The sequence below is a fragment of the Pseudomonas sp. GM102 genome (assembly GCF_000282555.1).
Lineage (GTDB): Bacteria > Pseudomonadota > Gammaproteobacteria > Pseudomonadales > Pseudomonadaceae > Aquipseudomonas.
Genome location: NZ_AKJB01000120.1, coordinates 13,570 through 36,000 on the forward strand (window position 1 = coordinate 13,570; position 22,431 = coordinate 36,000).

Genomic DNA, 22,431 nt, shown 5'->3' on the forward strand with positions numbered 1-22,431 from the left:
GCGAGGGGGCTCTGTGGCGAGGGGGCTTGCCCCCGTTTGAGTGCGTAGCACTCACAAGATTGTTGGTGCCTCAGCGATTTTGGGGCTGCTTCGCAACCCAACGGGGGCAAGCCCCCTCGCCACAGGATTGCTCCCACAAGGGCTGATGTTCAAGTCAGGCACCACAAGAGGTCGAAAGGAGTCGTATGAGTCTGCTACCTGACGCGGTTTGCTGGCATGAGGGCATGCAGTTGTTGCCCCAGCATTTTCAGTTGCAAGGGCTGCGGGCCGAAGCGCTGGTGGCGCATTTCGCCCAGGCCTGTAATCCGTGGTTCTGGGGCGTGACCCGCGTCGAATTCGATCCCTCTGCATTGAGCGCCGGGCTGGTACGACTGATCAGTTTGCAGGCGACCTTGCCGGACGGTTTGCCGGTCAATCTGCAGGCCGGTGTGGGGCCGATGCTGGAGCTCGACGTCAGTGAAGCGATCGACGCCACCGACAACGCCACCGTCACCGTGTACCTGGCAATCAGTCCGCTGTGGCGCGCCGGGCAGTTGCTGCCGCTCAAGGGGCGACTGCAATCGGTGGTCGGCGATGCGTTGCCGGACCTTACGAGCGGCGAGTACCCCGAATCGATCACGGTCTGGCGTCCGAACCCGCGCTTATGCACGCAACTGAACAAGGCGGATTCCGTCTGCCTGCCACTGCTGAGAATTCGCAAGGAGGGCGGCGGTTTTCTCCCGTTGCCCTACACACCGCCAACGCCATGCCTGTTGCCCGACTCGGTGCTGGGGCGTCGAGTGGGGGGGCTGTGCGCCAGGGCGCGTGAGAAATGCATGTTCCTCGCCGGTCGTTTGCGCCAGGCGCAGCAGGCCGGCAATCAGGACGACGCGCTGGAAATTCGTCGCCAGTTGACGGCGCTCTGGGCGCGGCTGCCGGAAGTCGAAGGCCTGCTGAACAGTCGCTTGGCGACGCCCCAAGCGCTGTATGGCTTGCTGCTAGGGCTCGCCGGCGCGTGGTCGGCGCTCGATCCATTGGCTGGCGTTCCGGCGTTCGCGCCGCTGGACTTTCTTGAGCTGCAACGCGGCTATGAAGCGGTGCTCGACTGGCTTGAAAAGACCCTCGAACTGATCCGCGCCGGTTATCGCAGCCTGGCGTTCGAACGCAACGAACAGACCTTCTCGATTCAATTGCCCGACGATCAGCCAAGCCAACGGCTGGTCATCGGTTTGCGCATGCCCAACGGTGCCAGCGAGCAGGCCGCCAGCGAATGGTTGCGCGGGGCGATCATTGCGTCGCAGCCGCACATCGCGCTGCTCAGTCGCCAGCGCATGAGCGGTTTGTCCCATCAGGCCATGAGTCGCAATGAACAAGTGGCCTACAGCGTTGGCGACGATACGCGGTTGTTTGTGGTGACGGCCGAAGGCCAATGGTTCGACGGGCAGTTGCCGTTGCTGATTGCCGCACCGGCTTCCAGGCTGGCCAGCAGTCCATGGCAAGTGGTGTTGTTTGTGGCCCAGGCGAGTGAGAGTGCTTGATCAAGGAAGGAACGTCATATGTCTGAGGGCAATGTCGGGTCGGGTACACGAGGCCTCCACGAAGCGCCGCTGAGCAGTGCTTTTCGCCAGGCCTGGCAGCAATGGTCCCAGGACTGGAACCAGTTGCCCAAGGACAGCGAGGACGAGGCACTGGTGGAAGCGGTGGTCGAACTGTCCACGCAAATCTCCCAACGACTGTGGCGAACCGCATTCGCCAAAGTCGGCGACGCCGCCACCGAGCAAGTCAAGGCGCTGGTCTATGCCTTCGTCGCGCTGGTCGATGAAACCTTGCTGTTTACGCCGTGGCCCGGGCAATCGGCCTGGCAGGAAAAACCCTTGGAGTCGCGGTTGTACGCCAGTCGTCAGGCCGGTGAGCGGATACCGCTGGCGATCAAGGAATTGCTGGACGAGCAGATTCCCACCACGCGCGATCTGGCCAACGTCTATTTGCAGTGTCTGGTGCTGGGATTTCAGGGGCGTCTGCGCGGCGAACCGAATCAGACTCAGCATGAAAAATGGCGCCTGGCGCTGTTCACTTTTGCCTGGCAGCACGAGGCGGATTATGCCGACGTCAGTGCCCGGCTCGAACAGCCTTCGGCCGTACCGCCGCTGCAATTGCCAATGCGCCTTTCGTTGCCCGACGGTTTTCGCCTGGGCCTGGGGATTCTCGCCATGGTTCTGCTGCTGACCGGATTGGGGCAGTTGTTTTGGCGTGACATTCGTCTGGAGCTCGAACCGGTGTTGCAGATGACCGATTCCGTGGCCGCCTCGGAGCAAGACTCATGAGCACGCTGGGGATTATCGGCCTCATCATCGCCGTGCTGTTGCTGCTGGCGATTGTCGGGGTGGCGGTCTGGTGGTTGCGCACGCAAAGCGGTGCGGCGATTCGCAGTTTTTACCTGGCGGTGCGGCACATGGAGCAAGAGCAGGGCGCCCAGGACCGCTACCAGATTCCATGGCTGCTGATGCTCGGCAACGAAACCCAGGGCACTCAGTTATGTACTCAGTGGCGCTTGCAGCCCACCGACAAACCAGCCTGGTTCGGTCGCTGGTGGTCGGACCCTGAAGGTGCAGTGTTGGTGGTGCCACAGGCGCTGTTTTTGCCGGATGAAGGCATGCACTTGCAACGCGGCGGCTGGTGGCGCTTGCTGGGATTGATCCTGCGCTTGCGCAGTCAACGTCCACTGGACGGAGTGATCTGGACGGTGCCGGTCAGTCGACTGGGCAACGTCGAGCAAGCCGCGACTCTCGGGTTGGCGGCGCGTCGACGCTTCATCGATCTGTTGCAACGGTTCGGGCTGAGCCTGCCGGTGTACGTGGTGATTACCGGCATGGAAGAGTTGCCGGGGTTTCAGGAGTTGATCACCGCGCTGCCGGTCGAGGCCCGCGAACGCACGCTGGGCTGGTCATCGCCCCATGGGGCCGATGCGGTCTGGCAAGCGCAATGGAGCGATCAGGCACTGGATCAGGTGACTCGGGCCTTGGCGGAATCGATCATCGAAATCGGCGCCTTGTCCGGGCAGTTGAGCACTGAGCTGTATGGCTTGCCGGAACGCTTCGAAGCTATGCGACGCCATCTGCAATCTTTGCTGGAACCGGTTTTCCAAGGCAATGCTCAAGGTGAGGCGCCGCGTTTTCGCGGTATTTATTTCACTGCCAATCAGCCCTCGGAAGACAGCGCCGACGGATTTTCGGCCTACGACACCGGGTTGCAGCAGAGCGCCTTTGCCCGGCAATTGTGGCAGCGGCGCGTGGTTGCCGAGCGCGGTCTGGCCCAGGTGGTGCCGCGTCTGTTACGCCTGCGTCAGCGCTGGCAGCGCGTGACCGGCGGGGTGGCGCTGGTGGTCGCGGTGGTTTGGGGCGTGGGCATGCTGTGGGTCTGGCAGGATTCGGTCAAGGAGGCCCATGAGCTCTCGCGCCTGCTGCAAGGGGCGCAGAAAAACTACGCGGCGGTCACCGATGAATCTCATCGGCTGGAGTCGACCCGGCGCAATGTCCAGAGCTTCTGGCGGGTGCTGGAAAAGGCGCCGGGCTGGAGCTTCACCTCAGTGGTATTTCCGACCTCTTGGTTCTCTTCGCTGGATGCGCAGTTGGCGAGCGAGTTGCGCCTGACCGCCCAGAGCCATTTGATGCTGCCGTTGCGCGACCTGTTGAGCGCGGAGCTGGCGCAACTCAAGACCATCCGCAACACCGAACGACGGGGCAACGTCGAAAGCGAAGATCCGGCCCAATGGCAAAACTACGTCAAGGCCAAGGATCTGGTGGAGCGTGCGGTGAATCTGGAACAGCAGAACCAGTGGTTCAGTCAGGCGCTGAACAACCCCAAGGCGCCCCTCGAAGACCTGGTGTTGTTGAGCAACAACGCATTGTCGCTGAACCTCAACGTCGGCACTTTGCACCGTGCCGGTTTTTACAACCGTGCGTTGTTCGATGCCGATGGCAGCGACTTGCGACCGCTGGACCTGACCGTCGAGCGCCCGGTGATCGAGGAAAATTTCCTCGGGCTCATGGAGCGTTGGCTGGACCAGTATTTCCTGGCCGACAATTTCGTGCGCCAGGCCGGTTATCTCAAGCTGCATCTGGAACGGCTGGAAGCCGGCAGTGGCAACTCCCTCACCGAGCTCGAAGATTTGCGCGCACTGGTCGATGACTTGCAAACGGTGATCGGCTTGACCAATTCGGCGTGGGGCCGCGGCAAGGGTCAGGACCTGGTGCCTGGCTATCGCGAGTTGCTGGACAACGTGCGCAAAAGCGCCTTGCTCGGACCGCAACTGGAACAACAGTTGGAAATGCAGGCGGCCAAGCTGCAACAGAGTTTTCGCGATCAATGGATCGTCCAGGCCGGCTCCCGGGACAATTTATTGATTCAGCAAGGCAGCGGGCAACTGGTCTTGCAGGAACACGTGGTGCAGCTCAACAACGCGGTGCAGGCGCTGTTCAAGCGTGACTTTGTGGCCATCGCTTTACAGGCGGATCGCTCTGAAGCCCCGGATGGGCAAGGGCAGGGCGTGGATGGCGACGACCTCGACAGTGCGCTGAACTATTTCGCCAGCTACAAGAGTTACGCCGCCGAAGAGTTGCCACGCATTCCCCCGGCGTATCGCGGCGCCTTGCTGCAAGCGGCCGAAGGCGCAGTGGTCAAGGCCATGTTGTCGAGCCTGCGCGAGCACAATGCGCAGGCCAACAGGGGCGTCTTCAATGTGCAGGCCTCCCAGGCGATTGCCTTGCAGAAAGCCTTTATCGAGGTGCGTCGCAGCGATCTGGCCACGCGTTTGCAAACCGCCTTGAACCGCCGCGCCCTGGCCGAAATCGTCAGCGGCCTCGATGAAATCGTCGCCCAGCCGCTGTTCAGCGGGCGCACCGAAATCAGCCAGTGGGACGGCTCGAAAAACCTCGGCCTGCAACTGTATGGCGCCAACGACGTGCAGGATTTGAAACTGAGCCTCAAGCAGCAATTCAACACCATGCTCGGCATCACCGAGCGCCGCACCTCGGCGCTGGAGTGGCTGAAAGTCCAGCAACAGAACCTCTCGGCGCTGGATTATGAACGCGTGACGCAGTTCAGTGCGCTTAACGACGAACTGCTCAAGTACAAGGAGCAGAACCCCGCCAGTTCGCCGGCGCAGATCGAGCAATTGGTGAGCCGCGACTTCATCGAAATGGACGCCACGTCCTGCGGCCAGATCCTGCAAACCGCCAACCTGTCTGGCGGGCGCGGAACACTGGCGTTGCGGGCGGTGGATCTGCAACAAACCGCCATGCAGCGCTGCCAGTTCCTGCAACAGCAACAGGCTGCGGCGGCGTGGAACGACCTGGCGAACTATTTCAATCAGTACCTGGCGGAGCGCTTTCCGTTTGCCAATGGCCTTCAGGCCGCCGACGCCGATCCGGCCAGGGTTCAGCATTTGCTGGAGCTGATCGACAAGCGTTTGCCGGTGGCGCAGGCCGGATTGTTGCTGAGCCAGACCCCGGAGCGCCTGGCCGCCGAGGACTTTCTCAATCGTCTGAAGCAAGCCAGCACGTGGCTGGGGCCGATGTTTGTACGCGACAAAAGCGGTGTGTTGGGGCTGGAGATGGACGTGCGCTGGCGCACCGATCGAGAGGAAGAACGCGGTGCCGATCAGGTGATTGCCTGGGGCTTGAATGCCGGCAATCAACAGCTCAGCTATCCCGGCGAGGCTCAGCAGAACCTGCGCTGGATGGTCGGCCAACCGATCCGGCTGACCTTGCGTTGGGCCCGAAATGGCTACCAGCGCCCGGCCAACGATCCGTTGCAGCCGAGTCTGGTGGTGCGGGATCTGGAAGCGGGTTGGGAGTACAGCGGGCCGTGGTCGTTATTACGCTTGATGCGTTCGCACGTATCGGTGCAACGCCAGCCGAACATGGACTACACGGACTTTCCGTTGACCTTGCGCCTGCCCGTGACGACGCTGTCCAACACCACCACCACCGAGCAAACCCTGATGTTTGTGCGCCTGTCGTTGATGACCCAGGGCTCGAAATTGCCGCTGTCCATTCAGCCCTTGCCAACCCGGGCCCCACGCTCTCCGTTCATGGTGACGCGATCGACCGCAGGCATTGCAGCCCATGACATCGAATCCCAAAAGGAGGGCCTGTGAATCAACCTTCAACGCCGTTGCCGGAACTGATCAGCCAACTGCTCGAACCGATCAGCGAGCAGGCTCCCTGTGGTCAGGATCTGCGTTATGAGCCCGAGTTCGACCGGTTGCGCGAACTGCGCCGCGAGGACGACACCAGTTTGCCCACGGGAGTGTGGCAGTCGTCGATCAAACGCGCCCAATGGCCAGAACTGGAAAAACTGACCACCAGCCTGCTGCTTGAACGCAGCAAGGATTTGATGCTCAGCGCCTGGCTGGGTGAGGCCTGGCTGCATCAGGACGGGCTCGAAGGTTTGCCGGGCAGCCTGGCGCTGGTGGCCGGGTTATGCGAGCGCTATCCCGAGCACTTGCACCCCCAGGCGGAGGACGGCGATCAGTCATGGCGGGTGATACCGCTCGAATGGCTGGCTCGACGCTACGCTGAAGTGTTGCTGACCCGAGTGCCGCTGTTCGAGCCGCGCAACAATGAATTCGATAGTTTCTGTCTGGATGCCTGGCGTCGGTTGCAGCTGCAACAGGTACAGGCCAGCGACAGTAAAACGGCCAAGACCTCGGCGGAGAACGCGCGCAACGAACAGAAAAAACTCACCGAACAGATTCGCGCCACCCCGTTGTCATTCTGGTTGCGCAGCCAAGGCACACTGCTGCTCAGCCAGCAGCACCTGCAACGCCTGGAGGTGTGGAGCGACACTTATCTCGGCAATCAGGCCCCAGGCTTCAAAGCGCTGCAGGATGTGATCGAAGCGTTGTTGACGCTGGTTCAGGAGTTCATCGCCATGCACCCACGAAAACCGACCCCGGCGCCTGTCGAAATTCCAGCGGTGGCGGCATCGAGCCCGGCCGACGTGCCGCCCGCCATTGCGGCGCCTCAGGTGTTCAGCGAGCCGGCGAATCGTGAAGAGGCGTACCGGCAGTTGCTGTTGATCGCCGAGTACCTGGCGCGCACCGAACCCCACAGCCCGGTGCCCTATTTGATCAAACGGGGCGTGGAGTGGGGCAACAAGCCCCTGAGCGAGCTGCTTGGCGAACTGATCAGCGCCGATGCCGAATCCCGGCGACTCTGGACGCTGTTGGGCGTCCTTTAATGAGTGTTGCGGGCGGCTGCCGACGGCGGCGGTAAAGCAATGGGAGTGAGGACCGGTTGACCGGAAAAAAACGCCGTCAGGTTTTTGCCGACCAGTTCCACGGTGCCTTGGGTGGCCTCCGGCGACAACCCGGCAACATGCGGGGTCAGAACCACGTTGGCCAGCCCCTTGAGGGCGTCCGGCACCTGGGGTTCGTTATCGAAGACATCCAGCGCGGCGCCGGCGATCCGTCGTTGTTCCAGCGCGCTGATCAGGTCAGCCGTGACGATCACGCTGGCCCGCGCGATGTTGACGATAAATCCGTTGGGCCCTAAAGCGTCGAGTACCTGCCTGTTGATCAAGTGCTGAGTACCGAGCCCGCCGGGCGCGGCAACGATCAGAAAATCCGAATGGCGTGCCAGTTCGGTCGGCGTTGAGCAAAAGCTGTAGGGCACGTCGCTGCGATGCTGGCGGTTGTGGTAACTCACCCTCATATCGAAGCCGTTGGCGGCACGTTTGGCGATAGCGATGCCGACAGCCCCAAGGCCGAGGATGCCCAGGCGTTTGCCGGCCAGGGAAGGGCGCATGATTTTTGGCCACTCGCCCCGACGCACGGCAGCATCGGCCCGAGGAATATCGCGCACCAGTGCCAGCAGCAACGCCATAGCGTGGTCGGCGACGGAAGAGGCATTGACGCCGGCCCCATTGGTGACGGTGATGCCACGGTCGGCGGCGGCTTGCAGGTCGACGTGTTCGTAACCGGCGCCGATCACGCAGATGATTTTGAGATTGGGCAGGGCGGCAATTTCATCGGCACGCAGGCCCAATGGACCGCGCGTCAGCACCGCATCGATCTGGCTGCCTTGTCGGGCAATGGCGGCGGCGCGCTCGGCCGGGGTCGGGGCCAGGATCAGATGAAACCCCTGATGTTCGAGAATCGGCAGGTATTCATTGATGGTTTCAACCAGTACCAGAACAGTTGCGGTCATGCTGGGCTCCTGTGGGCAGCGGAATGTCGGGGCTCGAACGTCGCTTCAGATTGCTGACTCCAGAGCGGTTTGGCAATGGCCAGGGTTTTTGGCTCCCGGTTCGGAGTTGGCGAAGCCTGCGATCCTTCTAATGACAACACTAGATCATTTGCCCGCGATTCGTAGGAGCGAGGCTTGCCCGCGAAGGCCATCACGCAGACAAACCGCTGAACCGCGTTATCGTTCTTCGCGGGCAAGCCTCGCTCCTACGGGAGAACGCGTGTTTCGCCACCTGCATCTGATCCGTATAACCATTCCTCAGCTAAGTCTTTGCTTCTGCTCATTAATCCCGGACAATCGCGCCCCTGTTTCGGCCAGGGCGCTGCCTGTCGGTTTTTTCCGACTCGTCCTGACCGGGTGGCAAGTGACCGGAAAGCGGAGATCCGACCGGATGAATGATCAGGCCAATAGCGTCGACGAACGCTATGTAGCGGCGACACCAGCGACTCTCGAAAGCTGGAATCGCCATGACACCACCTGGATGCTGGGCCTGTTTGGCACGGCAATCGGGGCCGGTACCCTGTTTTTGCCGATCAACGCGGGGCTGGGCGGCTTCTGGCCGCTGCTGATCCTGGCAGTGCTGGCGTTCCCCATGACGTTTTACGCACACCGTGGCCTGACCCGCTTTGTGTTGTCCGGCCGCGAAGGCGCCGACATCACCGAAGTGGTGGAAGAACACTTCGGCATCAAGGCCGGCGCGTTGATCACATTGCTGTACTTCTTCGCGATCTTCCCGATCCTGCTGATCTATAGCGTGGCCCTGACCAACACCGTGGGCAGTTTCCTCGAACATCAACTGCACATCATGCCGCCGCCGCGCGCCGTGCTGTCGTTCGTGCTGATTCTTGGCCTGTTGGCAGTGGTGCGTTGCGGTGAGCAGGTGATCGTCAAGGCCATGAGCCTGATGGTGTATCCGTTCATCGTTGCGCTGCTGTTTTTGGCGGTGTTCCTGGTTCCGCACTGGAATGGCGGCATCCTCAGCACCGCGACCACGGTGCCTGAGTCGTCGGCGCTGCTGCACACCTTGTGGCTGGCGATTCCGGTGATGGTGTTCTCGTTCAACCATTCGCCAATCATCTCGGCGTTCGCGGTGGACCAGAAGCGTCGCTACGGTGATCACGCCGAAGAGCGCAGCTCGCAGATCCTGTCCCGCGCCCACCTCTTGATGGTGGTGATGGTGCTGTTCTTCGTCTTCAGCTGTGTGCTGACCCTGTCGCCGGCGCAACTGGCGGAAGCCAAGGCGCAGAACCTGTCGATCCTGTCGTACCTGGCCAACCACTTCAGCAACCCGACCATCGCCTTCGCGGCGCCGTTGATTGCCTTCGTGGCCATTTCCAAGTCGTTCCTGGGCCACTACATCGGCGCCAGCGAAGGCTTGAAGGGCCTGATCGTCAAGAGCGGCAAACGCCCGGCACCGAAGACGCTGGACCGCATGACCGCGGCGTTCATGCTGGTGGTCTGCTGGATCGTTGCGACTCTGAACCCGAGCATTCTCGGCATGATCGAAACCCTCGGTGGCCCGATCATCGCGGCGATCCTGTTCCTGATGCCGATGTACGCAATCCGCAAGGTTCCGGCGATGGCGCGCTTTCGTGGTCAAGCCTCTAACGTCTTCGTGACGGCGGTGGGCCTGGTGGCGATTTCGGCGTTGATCTACTCCCTGACTGCCTGAGTGCCGATCTTCCGGGCACGCTGAATACCCTGTGGGAGCGGGCTTGCTCGCGATGATCGTTCCCACGCTCTGCGTGGGAATGCCTCAAGGGACGCTCCGCGTTCCAGCTCTCGAAGGGGACGCGGAGCGTCCCGGGCTGCATTCCCACGCGGAGCGTGGGAACGATCAGGCAAGGAGCTGGCATAAAAAAACGCCGCTCATCTCACGATGGGCGGCGTTTTTTATTGCGTTGTAACGTTAGGCTTGAACGACCGGGATGTTGGCGTTCGCAGCAGCTTCACGGAACTCGGCGATCTGGTCGAAGGACAGGTAGCGGTAAACATCGGCCGCCATGCTGTCGATCTTGCCAGCGTATTCCATGTACTCCTCGACGGTCGGCAGGCGACCCAGGATCGACGCAACGGACGCCAGCTCGGCCGAAGCCAGGTAGACGTTCGCGCCGTCACCCAGACGGTTCGGGAAGTTACGGGTCGACGTCGACACCACGGTGGAGTTCGGCTCTACACGTGCCTGGTTACCCATGCACAGCGAGCAGCCTGGCATTTCCATGCGTGCGCCGGCCTTGCCGTAGATGCCGTAGTAGCCTTCTTCGGTCAGCTGGTGAGCGTCCATTTTGGTCGGCGGCGACAGCCACAGACGGGTTGGCAGCTGACCCTTGACCTGTTCCAGCAACTTGCCAGCAGCGCGGAAGTGACCGATGTTGGTCATGCACGAACCGATGAACACTTCGTCGATCTTCTCGCCAGCAACGCTGGACAGCAGACGGGCGTCGTCCGGATCGTTTGGCGCGCAGAGCACAGGCTCTTTGATGTCGGCCAGGTCGATTTCGATGACTTCAGCGTATTCGGCGTCAGCATCGGCAACCATTAACTCAGGGTTGGCGATCCAGGCTTCCATCGCTTGAGCACGACGTTCCAGGGTACGCACATCACCGTAGCCTTCACCGATCATCCAGCGCAGCAGGGTGATGTTCGATTGCAGGTACTCGGTGATCGACTCTTTCGACAGCTTGATGGTGCAACCGGCAGCCGAACGTTCGGCCGAGGCGTCGGACAGCTCGAAAGCCTGTTCGATGCTCAGGTTGTCCAGGCCTTCGATTTCCAGGATGCGGCCGGAGAAGGCGTTCTTCTTGCCTTTCTTCTCGACGGTCAGCAGGCCAGCCTGAATCGCGAAGTAAGGAATGGCGTGAACCAGGTCACGCAGGGTGACGCCCGGTTGCATTTCGCCTTTGAAGCGCACCAGGATCGATTCCGGCATGTCCAGCGGCATTACGCCAGTGGCAGCGGCGAAGGCGACCAGACCGGAACCGGCCGGGAACGAAATGCCCATCGGGAAACGGGTGTGCGAGTCACCACCGGTGCCGACGGTGTCCGGCAGCAGCATGCGGTTCAGCCAGCTGTGGATGATGCCGTCGCCCGGACGCAGGGAAACGCCGCCGCGGGTCATGATGAAGTCAGGCAGGGTGTGGTGGGTGGTCACGTCGATCGGCTTTGGATAAGCCGCGGTGTGGCAGAACGACTGCATCACCAGATCAGCGGAGAAGCCCAGGCACGCCAGGTCTTTCAGTTCGTCACGGGTCATTGGACCGGTGGTGTCCTGGGAACCCACGGTGGTCATCTTCGGTTCGCAGTAGGTGCCTGGACGCACACCGGCTACGCCGCACGCCTTGCCGACCATTTTCTGCGCCAGGGTGAAACCCTTGGTGCTTTCGATCGGGGCATCCGGTTTCTTGAACAGGTCGAACGCTGGCAGACCCAGTTCGGCGCGAGCCTTGTCGGTCAGGCCACGGCCGATGATCAGCGGAATACGACCGCCGGCACGGACTTCGTCCAACAGCACTGGGGTCTTCATTTCGAAGGTGGTGATGACTTCGTCGGTACCGTGCTTGCAGACTTTGCCAGCGTGCGGGTACAGGTCGATCACGTCGCCCATGTTGATGTTGGTTACATCGAATTCGATTGGCAGTGCGCCGGCATCTTCCATGGTGTTGTAGAAGATCGGAGCGATCTTGCTGCCGAAGCAGAAGCCGCCAGCACGCTTGTTCGGCACGAAAGGAACGTCGTCGCCGAAGAACCACAGCACCGAGTTGGTGGCCGATTTACGCGACGAACCGGTACCGACCACGTCACCGACGTAGGCGATCGGGAAGCCGCTGTTGCGCATTTCTTCGATCTGCTTCATCGGACCGATGGAGCCTTGCACGTCCGGCACGATGCCGTCGCGAGCCATTTTCAGCATGGCCAGGGCGTGCAGCGGGATGTCCGGGCGGGACCAGGCATCAGGAGCAGGGGACAGGTCGTCGGTGTTGGTTTCGCCAGTCACCTTGAACACGCGCAGGCTGATCTTGTCGGCCAGCACAGGGCGATTCTTGAACCACTCGCCGTCGGCCCAGGATTGCAGAACGCCTTTGGCGTGAACGTTGCCGTTCTTGGCGCGTTCAGCAACATCGTGGAACGCATCGAACATCAGCAGGGTGTGCTTGAGTTCTTCGGCAGCTACTGGTGCCAGTTCGGCGTCGTCCAGCAGATTGACCAGTGTCACGATGTTGTAGCCGCCCTGCATGGTGCCGAGCAGTTCAACAGCGCGTTTCTTGTCGATCAGAGGGGATTTGGCTTCGCCTTTGGCGAGGGCAGAGAGGAAACCGGCCTTTACATAGGCCGCTTCGTCCACGCCTGGCGGAACGCGATTGGTGATCAGGTCAACGAGGAAAGCTTCTTCGCCAGCCGGGGGATTCTTCAGCAGCTCGACCAGGCCTGCAGTTTGTTCGGCGTTAAGCGGCTGGGGAACGATACCCAGTGCTGCACGCTCTTCGATATGTTTGCGGTAGGCTTCAAGCACAGTTATTACCCTCATCAGTGGTCCCAAATGGGTGTCCGGGACGCTCATCCCGAAATTGCCGTACTCATGCGCTGCGTGGCGTTGTGGGCCGCTTAGCCAGAATTACCGGCAATTCCTTACAGAAGCTGCTTTCAAAGTTTTACGCCTGCAGAACGGGGAGCTGATGAGGGTTGGCGTCAGGTTTTTCACCGCTGAAAAACCCTTCGCCAACACCGCTCTGAAGGAACGACTGTGCTCGTGACGCTTTGAAAACAGCTTCTAACGGACATTGGCGCCTTAAAAGGCTGGCTGATTCTACGGCAAAAAAAAATTAAAGGTAAGTTAGCCCCAAAATTTTGAGGGGTGATGAATGTTAGACAAAGGGCTAACATGCCGACCTGTTCTGCTTTCCCGTGTTTTGCCTACCTATGCCCAATCAGACCATCAAGACCCCCTGCGTCGGCCTCTGCTCCACTGTTTACGGTGACCTGGTGTGCCGTGGCTGCAAGCGTTTCCACCATGAAGTGATTCACTGGAACGGTTACAACGAGGAAGAAAAACGCGCGGTGTGGCTGCGTCTTGAGCAACTGTTATCGCAAGTGATGGCCAGCAAGGTGGAAATTTTCGATCCCGCGTTGCTGCGTCTGCAGCTGGAGCAGCGCAAGATCCGCTTTGTGCCGCATCAGTCGGAATATTGCTGGGCTTATCAGCTGATCGCCCGGGGGGCGCGGGTCATCAACAATCTGGAAGCCTACGGGATGGTGCTGCTGCCGGAGTTTCGCGACTGGAACCTGCCGGAACTGCGCGATGCCATTGATCGGGAATTTTTCCTGCTCTCGGAAGCGCATTACCAGCGCTACATTGCGCCTGGTTTCCTCAAAGACGCCTTCGGCGCCTAAAAGCATCGCGGGCAAGCCCGCTCCCACAGGTTCTTCATTGACCTTGTGGGAGCGGGCTTGCCCGCGATGGCGATCTACTTGACGCCAAAAATCTCAATGCTGGGTCACAACCTCCTCCAGATGATCCATGACCGTCTCCGGCTTGAGCACCAGCACATCGCTTTCCAGCGCATCCAGCACCACTTCCGCCGTATTACCGATCAACGCCCCCGACAACCCGGTCCGCGCCACGGTGCCGATCACCGTCACAGAGGCTCCCAGCTTGTGGGCCATGTATGGAATCAACACATCCGCCGGACCTTCCGCGATATGCAGGTGGTCGTCATCAATGTCGAACTCGGCCTGAAAGGCTTTGCACTGCTCGCGATAGCGGGCCTCAATGGTTTCGCTGAGCTGAAACGTCGGGTCGGCCGCCGACAGCATCGGCGACGGGTGAGCGCTGATCACGTGCAAATGGGCCTTGGCCAGGCTGGAGATGTCGTAGCCATGATCGATGATGCTGGCGTGCAAGGTGCGATGTTCGCCGTCGAGGTTGCCGACATCGATGGCCGCCAGGATCACGCCGCCGGTCCAGGGTTTCGAGGTTTTGACCAGCAGCACCGGAGTAGGGCAGTAGCGCAGCAGTTTCCAGTCCGCCGGGGTCAGCAGGGCTTTTTTCAGCGGGCTGTCAGCGAAATGCTGCTTGATCACCAGCCCGCAGCCTTCGGCTTGCTGCACATCGACGATGGTTTCGTGCAGGCTGTCGTTCCAGGCTTGTTCGGTGGTGACGCTGTAGCCGTCCGCCACCAGCGCAGTCTTGAGCACGCCGAGCATGCCAGCGTGGTCGTGCTTTTTATCGCAGACCAGCAGGTGCAGATGGGCCTGGGTCACGCCAGCGATCAGTTTGGCCCGTTTGAGCGCCAGGCTTTCCGAATGTTCGGGTTCGATGACCACCAGGATGCTGCGAATGGCTTGCATGATCGGGATCTCCATGAAGATAAAAAACACTGCGTTGGACAACTATAGTTGCTGGCCGGCATTCGGCGACTTGATGCATATCAACGGTTGGCGTCTGGTGGTCTGTCGGCAGGCCGGTATAATCGGCGCCCTTCGTTCTGTACCTTTTATCCGTGAGCCCCATGATCCTTCCCGAAATTCACGAATTCCTTGGCTGCCGCACGCCCGATGGCTGGGTCCAGGCCGCGCTGGCCGATCAGGAAACCCTGCTGATCGACCACAAAAACTGCGAATTCAAGGCGGCCAGCACGGCGTTGAGCCTGATTGCCAAATATCACTCCCACGTCGATCTGATCAACCTGATGTCGCGTCTGGCCCGGGAAGAGCTGGTGCACCACGAACAGGTCATGCGCCTGATGAAGAAGCGCAAGATCGAGCTGCGTCAGCTGTCCGCCGGGCGTTACGCCTCGGGGCTGCGCAAAGTGGTGCGCAGCCACGAACCGGTGAAACTGGTGGATACGCTGGTGGTCGGCGCCTTCATCGAAGCCCGCAGCTGCGAGCGTTTCGAGGCGTTGGTGCCGCATCTGGATGAAGAACTGGGCAAGTTCTATTTCGGTCTGCTGAAAAGTGAGGCGCGGCATTTCCAGGGTTACCTGAAACTGGCCTATCAGTACGGTGACGCCAAGGACATTGCCCAGGTGATCGACAAGGTTCGTGACGCCGAGCAGGCGTTGATCGAGTCGCCGGATGTGGAGTTTCGCTTTCACAGTGGTGTGCCCGCCGCCGCATAACCTTGTAGGAGCGAGGCTTGCCCGCGAAGGCGATCTCAAGGACGCTTTCGCCGGCAAGCCGTGCTCCTGCAATTGTTAAAAACTCTTAAAAGAATGAAACATCGCCAAAAACCGGCCCTCATGGCCGGTTTTTGCTGCCTGCGATAACTGTCCCGTCACCGATTGGCGCCATAATGCCGACCACTTCACTCAAGGGTTGGCAAACGGTCGTTATGGATAACCTGGGTTTTGGCAAAGTACTGCTGGTGGAAGATGACGAAAAGCTTGCCGGGCTGATCGCGCATTTCCTGTCCCAACACGGCTTCGAGGTCCGACAGGTGCATCGCGGTGACCTCGCGTTGGCCGCTTTCCTCGACTTCAAACCGAAAGTCGTCGTGCTCGACCTGATGTTGCCGGGCAAGAGCGGCCTGCACGTGTGCCGCGAAATCCGTAGCGTGTCGGACACGCCCATTGTCATCCTCACCGCCAAGGAGGACGACCTCGATCACATCCTTGGCCTGGAGTCCGGTGCCGACGACTACGTGATCAAACCGATAAAGCCACCGGTGCTGCTGGCGCGTTTGCGCGCCTTGCAACGCCGTCAGATGCCGGACAACACCGTGAGCAGCTCGCTGGAGTTCGGCCATTTGAGCATTGACCGCAGTTGCCGCGAAGTGCGGTTGGCGGGGGAGGGCATCGAGCTCACCACCATGGAATTCGAACTGCTGTGGTTGCTGGCCAGCGCCGCCGGCAAGACGCTGTCCCGCGACGATATCCTCAACCGCATGCGCGGTATTGCTTTCGACGGCCTCAATCGCAGTGTCGACGTCTACATCAGCAAGTTGCGCGGCAAGCTCAAGGACAACCCACGCGAGCCGGTATGCATCAAGACTGTGTGGGGCAAGGGTTACCTGTTCAATCCATTCGCGTGGGAGTTGTAGATGCTGCGGTTATTTCTCGGGCTGTTCCTGGTGATGACGGTCGGGCTGGTACTGGCGCTGCAAACGGTCGAGCGCACGTTCGATGCGTTGCTTGATCATGAGATGCAGGCCTACAACCAGGAAGCGGTGCGCGGTCAGGCTTGGTCGCTGGCCGAACAGTTGCGCGGCCTGGATGGTCCGGCCCGGGAGCGACAACTGGAAACCGTGCGCCCCCACTACGGCTTGGGCCTGACCCTGGTCGAGACCGATCAACTGTCCCTGACCGATCAGGAAAAAGCCGAGCTGGCCCAGGACATGTTGGTGATTCGCGACAAATACACGCAATTCATCTCCCGCATCGACAGCGGCCCGCAGCTGCTCAGCATCAAGCTGCCAGCCGAGCCGAGTCTGATGCCGTTCTATATTGCGGCGGCCTACCTGATGATCGCGGTGATGATTGGTTTCGTGCTGTTTTTCTGGGTGCGACCGCATTGGCGGGATCTGGAGAAACTGCGTCTGGCGGCCGAGCGATTCGGCGATAACGACTTGTCGTCGCGGATCCAGCTGTCCAAGCGTTCGAACATTCGCGACCTGGCCGAACACTTCAATCTGATGGCGGCGCGCATCGAGGGCCTGATCGCCAATCAGCGAGAGCTGACCAACGCGGTGTCCCACGAACTGCGTACGCCGATTGCGCGGTTGTCGTTCGAACTCGATCAACTCAAGCAACAAACCGATCCGACCCAGAATCGTGAGCTGATCGCCGACATGTATGCCGACCTCAGTGAACTGGAAGAAATGGTTTCCGAGCTGCTGACATACGCCAGCCTTGAGCGCGGCGCCACGGTGATTGCCCGGGAGAATATTCAGGCCAGCCACTGGCTCGACAGCGTGGCTGGCAGCGTGGCGCTGGAGGCTGAGGCTGCCGGGGTGCAACTGCTGATTGTCGAATGTCAGGTGGATCAGGTCCGCATCGAACCGCGTTTCATGGCCCGCGCGGTGATCAATTTGCTGCGCAATGCCATTCGCTATGCTGACGAGCGGGTGGAAGTGTCGTTGGTGCGCACCGGCGATCATTATGAAGTGCGGGTCAACGATGACGGGCCGGGCGTGCCGCTGGACGGGCGGGAGAAAATCTTCGAGCCGTTCTCGCGCCTGGACGCCAGCCGCGACCGCCGCACCGGTGGTTTTGGCCTGGGCCTGGCACTGGTGCGACGGGTGTCGCAATCCCATGGCGGGCAAGTGGAAGTGGCGGATTCGCCGTGGGGCGGGGCGTCGTTTCGCATGACCTGGGCGCATGTCGATTAGTTGTGGCGTTCTTGCGGACGCCTTCGCGGGCAAGCCTCGCTCCTACAGAGTTTTGTGAACGACACATCACCGTAGGAGCGAGGCTTGCCCGCGAAGAGGCCATCAGCAACACCAAATATTCAAAAGGTATAAACCACCTGCCCAACCAACGACGCCTGCATCCTTTGACAGCTTTGTCGGGAAACTGTCAAAGACTGTAAAGCGACCTAACGGCTCAAACCCAGGCGCTCATGCCATTGGGCGATGGATTCCTCTGGATAGACGTCGAACTGCTGGTCGCCCGGATGCGCCTCGACTTCCACCCATGGTGCTTTGGAGCCGAGCATCAGATGCGTGTGTTCCGGTGGTACCGGCAACGGCGTGTCGATGGCCGAGGCAAATGGGTGAATCAACTCTGGCCATTCAGGGCTGAACAGCCATAGTCCTGAGCCGCAAAGGGAACAGAAATGCCGCTCGGCGGTGCTGCGGTGAGCGCGTTTGTCACCTTCTTCCTTGAGTCGCGCGTGGTAAATCGAGATGTGCTTGCGGCCACGCACCTTCAGGCTCTCGGCATCGCCCCCCAGGTTGATCGTATAACCGCCACCGCCCTGGGTCTTGCGACAGATCGAGCAATAGCAACGCTGATAAGGGTAGGGATTGGCGCTGGTCAGGCTGAACGACACTGCGCCGCAATGGCAGGAGCCTTCGAGTTGCATGAGGACCTCCGACAGGGTTGGGATGACTCAAGACAGCCTAGACGGTCAGTGTTCCTGGACTTGAATTTATGCTGGATGTGCCGGCGCTATCGCGAGCAGGCTCGCTCCCACAGGATTTGTGTCGATCCTGAATATTTGTGATCGACACAAATCCTGTGGGAGCGTGGCTTGCCCGCGAAGAACGATAACGCGGTCTACCGGTTGGGCACCCGCCACAAGTACCACGCCGCCACTGTCCGATAAGGGCGCCACGCCAACCCGATTTCAATCATCTGCTTACGCGTCGGCTGCATCTCTAACCCCTTCAGCCGCCGATACCCCTCACGCACGCCAAAGTCATCGGCCGGTAAAATGTCCGGCCGCTCCAGGCTGTAGATCAGCAGCATTTCCACCGTCCAGCGACCCACCCCACGCAAGGTAATCAAGCGCTCGATCAACGCTTCATCGTCCATGGCCAGGGCCGTGGCGTAATCCGGCACCACGCCGTCCAGAGCTGCCTGGGCGATGCCCTGAATGGTTGCGATCTTGCTGGCGGAAAACCCGCAACCGCGCATCTGTTCGAAGTCTGTCGCCAGAATCTGCTCAGGCCTTGGGAAGGTGCTTGAAGGAAACAACGCCAGCAGCCGGCCGACAATCGCATCGCCGGCCTTTGCATGCAGTTGCTGATAGGCGATCGCCCGTACTAGCGACTCATAAGGATCGCGGGCCGCATGGGGTTGATGCAGGCAGGGGCCGATGGCGTTGATATGGCGTTGCCAGTCGGTATCGAGGGCCGAGAGAAATTCGCTGGCCAGTTGGTAGGTATCGGGCATGGAGCATCCTGAAGCGCGGGTGACTGCGGGGGAGATTAGCCCTCACCCCGCAGCGCCGCACTCCATTGTTTGCGGTCAAACTTTGCCGGTGGGGGCCAGCAGGGCGTTCACTTGGCCATAAGTGAAGGCCTTGAGTTCGCTGCTATCGAGTTTTCCGGTTTCCAGAAAGCTTTTGGCCACCGACGCCATGGCGCCGTAGAGAAATTCGGCGATGCTCGAGCCAGAGCTCAAACGGCGCACGCCGAGGGTTTGCAGTTCTTCAGGCGAAGGCAGGCCCGCGAAACCCAGCACGTTCACCGGCAGCGTCGTGCCACGGCACAGCGCTTGGATCTCATACGCCGCCGTGACGCCCGCCGCAAACAACCCATCGGCACCGGCGGCCTGATACAACGCGGCCCGTTTGAGTGTTTCTGCGACGCGATCTTCGGCCGGCACCAAGCCCTTGAGGTACACGTCGGTGCGAGCGTTGATAAACAGCTTCACGTCCCGGCGATCGGCGACCTGGCGAGCGATTTCGATCTTGCGGGCCAGCAGGTCGGGCGGTGAAGCACCGTCCTCGATATTGATCCCCACGGCACCGGCGGCGATGACGGCGTCGATCACTTCCGCGACCCGCCCCAGGTCATCGGAATAACCGGCCTCAATGTCCACGGTCAACGGCACCGTGATGACTCGGGCGATGGATTCAACGGTGGAAACGAGACGTTCAAGCGGCAAGGTATTGCCATCCGGGTAACCGTGAACCCAAGCCACCGCCGCGCTGCTGGTGGCGACGGCCTTGCTGCCCAGCTGTTCCACCAATCGCGCCCCGGTGGCATCGGCGACGTTGGTCAGAATCAGCAGGCCGCTCTGATGCAGTTGGTGAAACTGGTTGTCGAGTGTGTCCATCGAATGTCTTTCCTTATGACTTTCTGAAAAGAAATGGCGGAATGATCAGAACGCGAGTTGTTCGGTGATTTGCACCGCGGCGCTTTCCAGCCTGAGCAGAAACGCCTTGCGCGGTTGTCCTCCACCATAGCCGGTCAACGAGCCGTCTGCACCGATCACCCGGTGACAGGGCAGGATAATCGCCAAGCGGTTTTGTCCGTTGGCCAGGCCCACGGCGCGACTGGCACCGGGCTTGTCGAGTTGCGCGGCGATGGCGCCATAAGTAGTGGTCTGGCCGTAGGGGATTTTCATCAGCTCGGCCCACACTTGCCGGGCGAAAGCGCTGCCGGGCAGGTGCAGTGGCACGTTGAATTCGGTCCGTTTGCCGGCGAAGTATTGCGCCAGTTCTGCTTCGATTTGCTGCAAATGCCCGTTGTGTCCGGGTGCCACGGCGTAGCCATGACGGTTCTGCAGTTCTTCGATTTCCTTGGTTAGTGCCGGTCGATCGAGAAACTCCAAAAGCACCAGCCCACGCTGTTCGGCCATGGCGATCATCGGCCCCAGCGGCGTGGTCAGGCGAGTGAACAGCAGTGGCTCGCTGTGGGCGGCGCGGCCGGGCGTGATGTGGAACGACTTTTGAAACGCATCGCGAAAGCCGCTCAGGGATTCGTAGCCGGAGTCGAACGCAGCGTTGTCGATGGACGCGCCCTGTTTGATGCCACCCAAGGCGATGCCCAGGCGCCGGCTGCGCAGCCAAGCGTGAAAGGTCATGCCGAAATGCTGCTTGAACCAGCGGCGCAGTTTCAGCGGCTCGATGCCCTCGGCGAGCAACTGGGCGTCGGTCCAGCGCAGGTCGGGGTCGGCGTCCACGGATTTGAGCAGTCGCTGCACCCAGTCCGGCGCGATGGCCGCGGCGTCCAGCGGCTTGCAACGCAGACAGGCCCGATAGCCCGCCGACATCGCCTCATCGGCATGAGCGAAAAACTCGACATTTTCCGGCTTTGGTTTGCGCGCCGTACAGCCGGGGCGGCAGAAAATGCCAGTGGTTTTGACCGCGGTAAAGAACACCCCCTCGTAGGCGGTGTCGCGTTCGAGCATGGCGCGAACCATCTCGGCGTGGGGCGGAAGCACAGCGTTTTGTAGGTTCATGGGCTGAGCATATGCTGCGTCGCCCGGCACCTCCACCGGAAAATCGACAGTGAATTTTTGTGGCCCTGCGCTACAGTCATCGGGTCACCGGTCATGCTGTAAACGATATTTACAGGAATCATCCTATGCAACCGTTCACGATCAAACACATCGATCACATCGTCCTGCGCGTCAAGGATCTCGAACGAAGTATCATTTTTTACGGCGAGGTATTCGGCGCCGAATTGGTCAAGCGCCGTGACGATCTGGGCATGGTGCATTTGCGTGCGGGCACCTCGATGATCGACCTCGTCGACATCCAGGGCGAACTCGGCCGCAAGGGCGGTGCTGCCGCTGGCCACGAACGGCGCAACGTCGATCACTTCTGCCTGCGCATCGAACCGTTCGACGAGGAAGCGCTGGTCAGTCACTTGCAGTCCTTCGGCCTGACCCCCGAGAAAGCCGCCGTGCGTTTCGGCGCCGAAGGTTACGGGCTGTCGATCTATTGTTTCGATCCGGACGGTAATCAGGTCGAACTGAAAGGGCCGTCCCAAGGGTAAAGTTCAGGCCCGTTTCGCCATCAACAACACCGAAGCCGCTGCCGACAACAACCCCGCGCAGCAACGGTTGAAAATCCGCTTGCCCCGTGGTTCGGCGAACCAGCGGCGCATGTGCAGGCCCATGTAGGCGTAGGCGCTGATGGCGATCCATTCCAGCAGCAGGAACAACGCGCCGAGCACGACGAATTGCGCGGCAATCGGTCGAGTCGGGTCGACGAATTGCGGCAGGAATGCGGTGAACAGCAAAATAGCCTTGGGATTGCCCGCTGCCACCAGAAACTCCTGCCGCGCCAGAGCGACAATGCCAATTGGCGCGCCGGTCACAAGCTGCTCGGCCTCGGGATTGGCGCGCCACAATTGCCAGGCCAGGTACAACAGGTAAGCGGCGCCGACGATCTTGATCGCATAGAACAGCCATTCCGAGGTTTGCAGCACCACCGACAACCCGGCGGCGGCCAGGGCGATCATCCCGGCAAACGCCAGCAAACGACCGACGCCGGCCACACAGGCGCGACGATAGCCGTAACGGGTAGCGTTGCTGACCGACAGCAGATTGTTCGGGCCGGGGGCCATGTTCAGGGCGAAGCAGGCCGGGAGAAACAGGGTGAGGGTGGCGAGGTCCATGACGACGGCTCCAGTAACGAGAGCGGTATTTTTATCATGAGTGACGAGTGGGCCGGCCCATACAGCGGTGAGCGCAAATCGCCGTACACTTGTGCCGGCTTGGTTAGCGCTAATGTCAGTCGGTTAAGGGTAAATCGGACATGTAGGAGCCAGGCTTGCCGGCGAGGCGTCCTTAAGAGCGCCTTCGCCGGCAAG

General features: G+C 60.7%; 18 protein-coding genes. 10 read left to right on the top strand and 8 right to left on the bottom strand.

Annotated features, from left to right (window positions below):
- Positions 1-185 precede the first annotated feature (185 nt).
- From tssK to tssA, 4 genes are read left to right on the top strand one after another with little or no spacing between them, the layout of a single operon-like run.
- Positions 186-1,517, top strand: a complete 1,332-nt coding sequence (gene tssK / locus PMI18_RS03765) for a type VI secretion system baseplate subunit TssK (RefSeq protein WP_007906312.1) — start codon at positions 186-188, stop codon at positions 1,515-1,517.
- 18 nt (positions 1,518-1,535) lie between these two features.
- Entirely contained in the window at positions 1,536-2,303 is a 768-nt protein-coding gene (locus PMI18_RS03760; protein WP_007906313.1) for a DotU family type IV/VI secretion system protein, read from the top strand.
- Complete coding sequence (locus tag PMI18_RS03755) at positions 2,300-6,136, top strand: type VI secretion system protein (RefSeq protein ID WP_007906314.1); 3,837 nt, start codon at positions 2,300-2,302, stop codon at positions 6,134-6,136. The genes PMI18_RS03760 and PMI18_RS03755 overlap by 4 nt, the downstream gene beginning before the upstream one ends.
- Positions 6,133-7,221, top strand: a complete 1,089-nt coding sequence (gene tssA / locus PMI18_RS03750; protein ID WP_007906315.1) for a type VI secretion system protein TssA — start codon at positions 6,133-6,135, stop codon at positions 7,219-7,221. Before PMI18_RS03755 ends, tssA begins: the two co-directional genes overlap by 4 nt.
- Here the strand turns inward: tssA and PMI18_RS03745 are convergent.
- A complete protein-coding gene (locus tag PMI18_RS03745; protein ID WP_007906316.1) occupies positions 7,218-8,189 on the bottom strand; it encodes a 2-hydroxyacid dehydrogenase in 972 nt (323 codons plus the stop codon). The two genes, tssA and PMI18_RS03745, sit on opposite strands and share 4 nt — an antisense overlap.
- Before the next feature lie 430 nt (positions 8,190-8,619).
- Between PMI18_RS03745 and PMI18_RS03740 the strand changes: the two genes are divergently transcribed.
- Positions 8,620-9,900, top strand: a complete 1,281-nt coding sequence (locus tag PMI18_RS03740) for a serine/threonine transporter (RefSeq protein ID WP_007906317.1) — start codon at positions 8,620-8,622, stop codon at positions 9,898-9,900.
- 237 nt (positions 9,901-10,137) lie between these two features.
- Here PMI18_RS03740 and acnB read toward each other — a convergent pair whose 3' ends face one another.
- On the bottom strand, positions 10,138-12,738 hold the full coding sequence (acnB, locus tag PMI18_RS03735; protein WP_032835413.1) for a bifunctional aconitate hydratase 2/2-methylisocitrate dehydratase: 2,601 nt from the start codon (positions 12,736-12,738) through the stop codon (positions 10,138-10,140).
- A 407-nt stretch (positions 12,739-13,145) separates the two neighbouring features.
- Between acnB and PMI18_RS03730 the strand changes: the two genes are divergently transcribed.
- A complete protein-coding gene (locus PMI18_RS03730) occupies positions 13,146-13,616 on the top strand; it encodes a DUF1289 domain-containing protein (RefSeq protein ID WP_007906319.1) in 471 nt (156 codons plus the stop codon).
- A 93-nt stretch (positions 13,617-13,709) separates the two neighbouring features.
- Here PMI18_RS03730 and PMI18_RS0129840 read toward each other — a convergent pair whose 3' ends face one another.
- Complete coding sequence (locus PMI18_RS0129840; protein ID WP_033036864.1) at positions 13,710-14,573, bottom strand: universal stress protein; 864 nt, start codon at positions 14,571-14,573, stop codon at positions 13,710-13,712.
- Positions 14,574-14,734: 161 nt separating this feature from the next.
- On the opposite strand from PMI18_RS0129840, the gene PMI18_RS03725 reads away from it, so the two are divergent.
- From PMI18_RS03725 to PMI18_RS03715, 3 genes are all read left to right on the top strand, one after another.
- On the top strand, positions 14,735-15,343 hold the full coding sequence (locus tag PMI18_RS03725; protein WP_007906324.1) for a tRNA-(ms[2]io[6]A)-hydroxylase: 609 nt from the start codon (positions 14,735-14,737) through the stop codon (positions 15,341-15,343).
- Positions 15,344-15,555: 212 nt separating this feature from the next.
- Positions 15,556-16,263, top strand: a complete 708-nt coding sequence (locus PMI18_RS03720; protein WP_033036867.1) for a winged helix-turn-helix domain-containing protein — start codon at positions 15,556-15,558, stop codon at positions 16,261-16,263.
- The gene (locus PMI18_RS03715; protein ID WP_007906342.1) at positions 16,264-17,550 is read left to right on the top strand and encodes an ATP-binding protein; all 1,287 of its coding nucleotides are present in this window, start codon (positions 16,264-16,266) and stop codon (positions 17,548-17,550) included.
- A gap of 206 nt (positions 17,551-17,756) precedes the next feature.
- Here the strand turns inward: PMI18_RS03715 and PMI18_RS03710 are convergent, their stop codons facing one another.
- The 4 genes from PMI18_RS03710 to PMI18_RS03695 all read right to left on the bottom strand — a co-directional run bounded on the left by PMI18_RS03710 (position 17,757) and on the right by PMI18_RS03695 (position 21,073).
- Positions 17,757-18,245, bottom strand: a complete 489-nt coding sequence (locus PMI18_RS03710) for a GFA family protein (protein WP_007906344.1) — start codon at positions 18,243-18,245, stop codon at positions 17,757-17,759.
- Positions 18,246-18,439: 194 nt separating this feature from the next.
- Positions 18,440-19,057 carry a DNA-3-methyladenine glycosylase family protein gene (locus PMI18_RS03705; protein WP_007906346.1) on the bottom strand — a complete coding sequence of 206 codons (618 nt, stop codon included), beginning with the start codon at positions 19,055-19,057 and terminating at the stop codon, positions 18,440-18,442.
- Positions 19,058-19,132: 75 nt separating this feature from the next.
- The gene (locus PMI18_RS03700) at positions 19,133-19,945 is read right to left on the bottom strand and encodes an isocitrate lyase/PEP mutase family protein (RefSeq protein ID WP_007906347.1); all 813 of its coding nucleotides are present in this window, start codon (positions 19,943-19,945) and stop codon (positions 19,133-19,135) included.
- A 45-nt stretch (positions 19,946-19,990) separates the two neighbouring features.
- Positions 19,991-21,073: a bifunctional transcriptional activator/DNA repair enzyme AdaA gene (locus PMI18_RS03695; protein ID WP_033036866.1), complete on the bottom strand. Its 1,083-nt coding sequence runs from the start codon at positions 21,071-21,073 to the stop codon at positions 19,991-19,993.
- Between the two features lie 125 nt (positions 21,074-21,198).
- Between PMI18_RS03695 and PMI18_RS03690 the strand changes: the two genes are divergently transcribed.
- Positions 21,199-21,612 (top strand): VOC family protein, encoded by a 414-nt coding sequence (locus PMI18_RS03690; RefSeq protein ID WP_007906349.1) that lies wholly within the window; start codon positions 21,199-21,201, stop codon positions 21,610-21,612.
- A 3-nt stretch (positions 21,613-21,615) separates the two neighbouring features.
- On the opposite strand, the gene PMI18_RS03685 is transcribed toward PMI18_RS03690, so the two are convergent.
- Positions 21,616-22,236, bottom strand: coding sequence for a LysE family translocator (locus PMI18_RS03685; protein ID WP_007906350.1), 621 nt, complete (start codon positions 22,234-22,236; stop codon positions 21,616-21,618).
- Between the last annotated feature and the right edge of the window lie 195 nt (positions 22,237-22,431).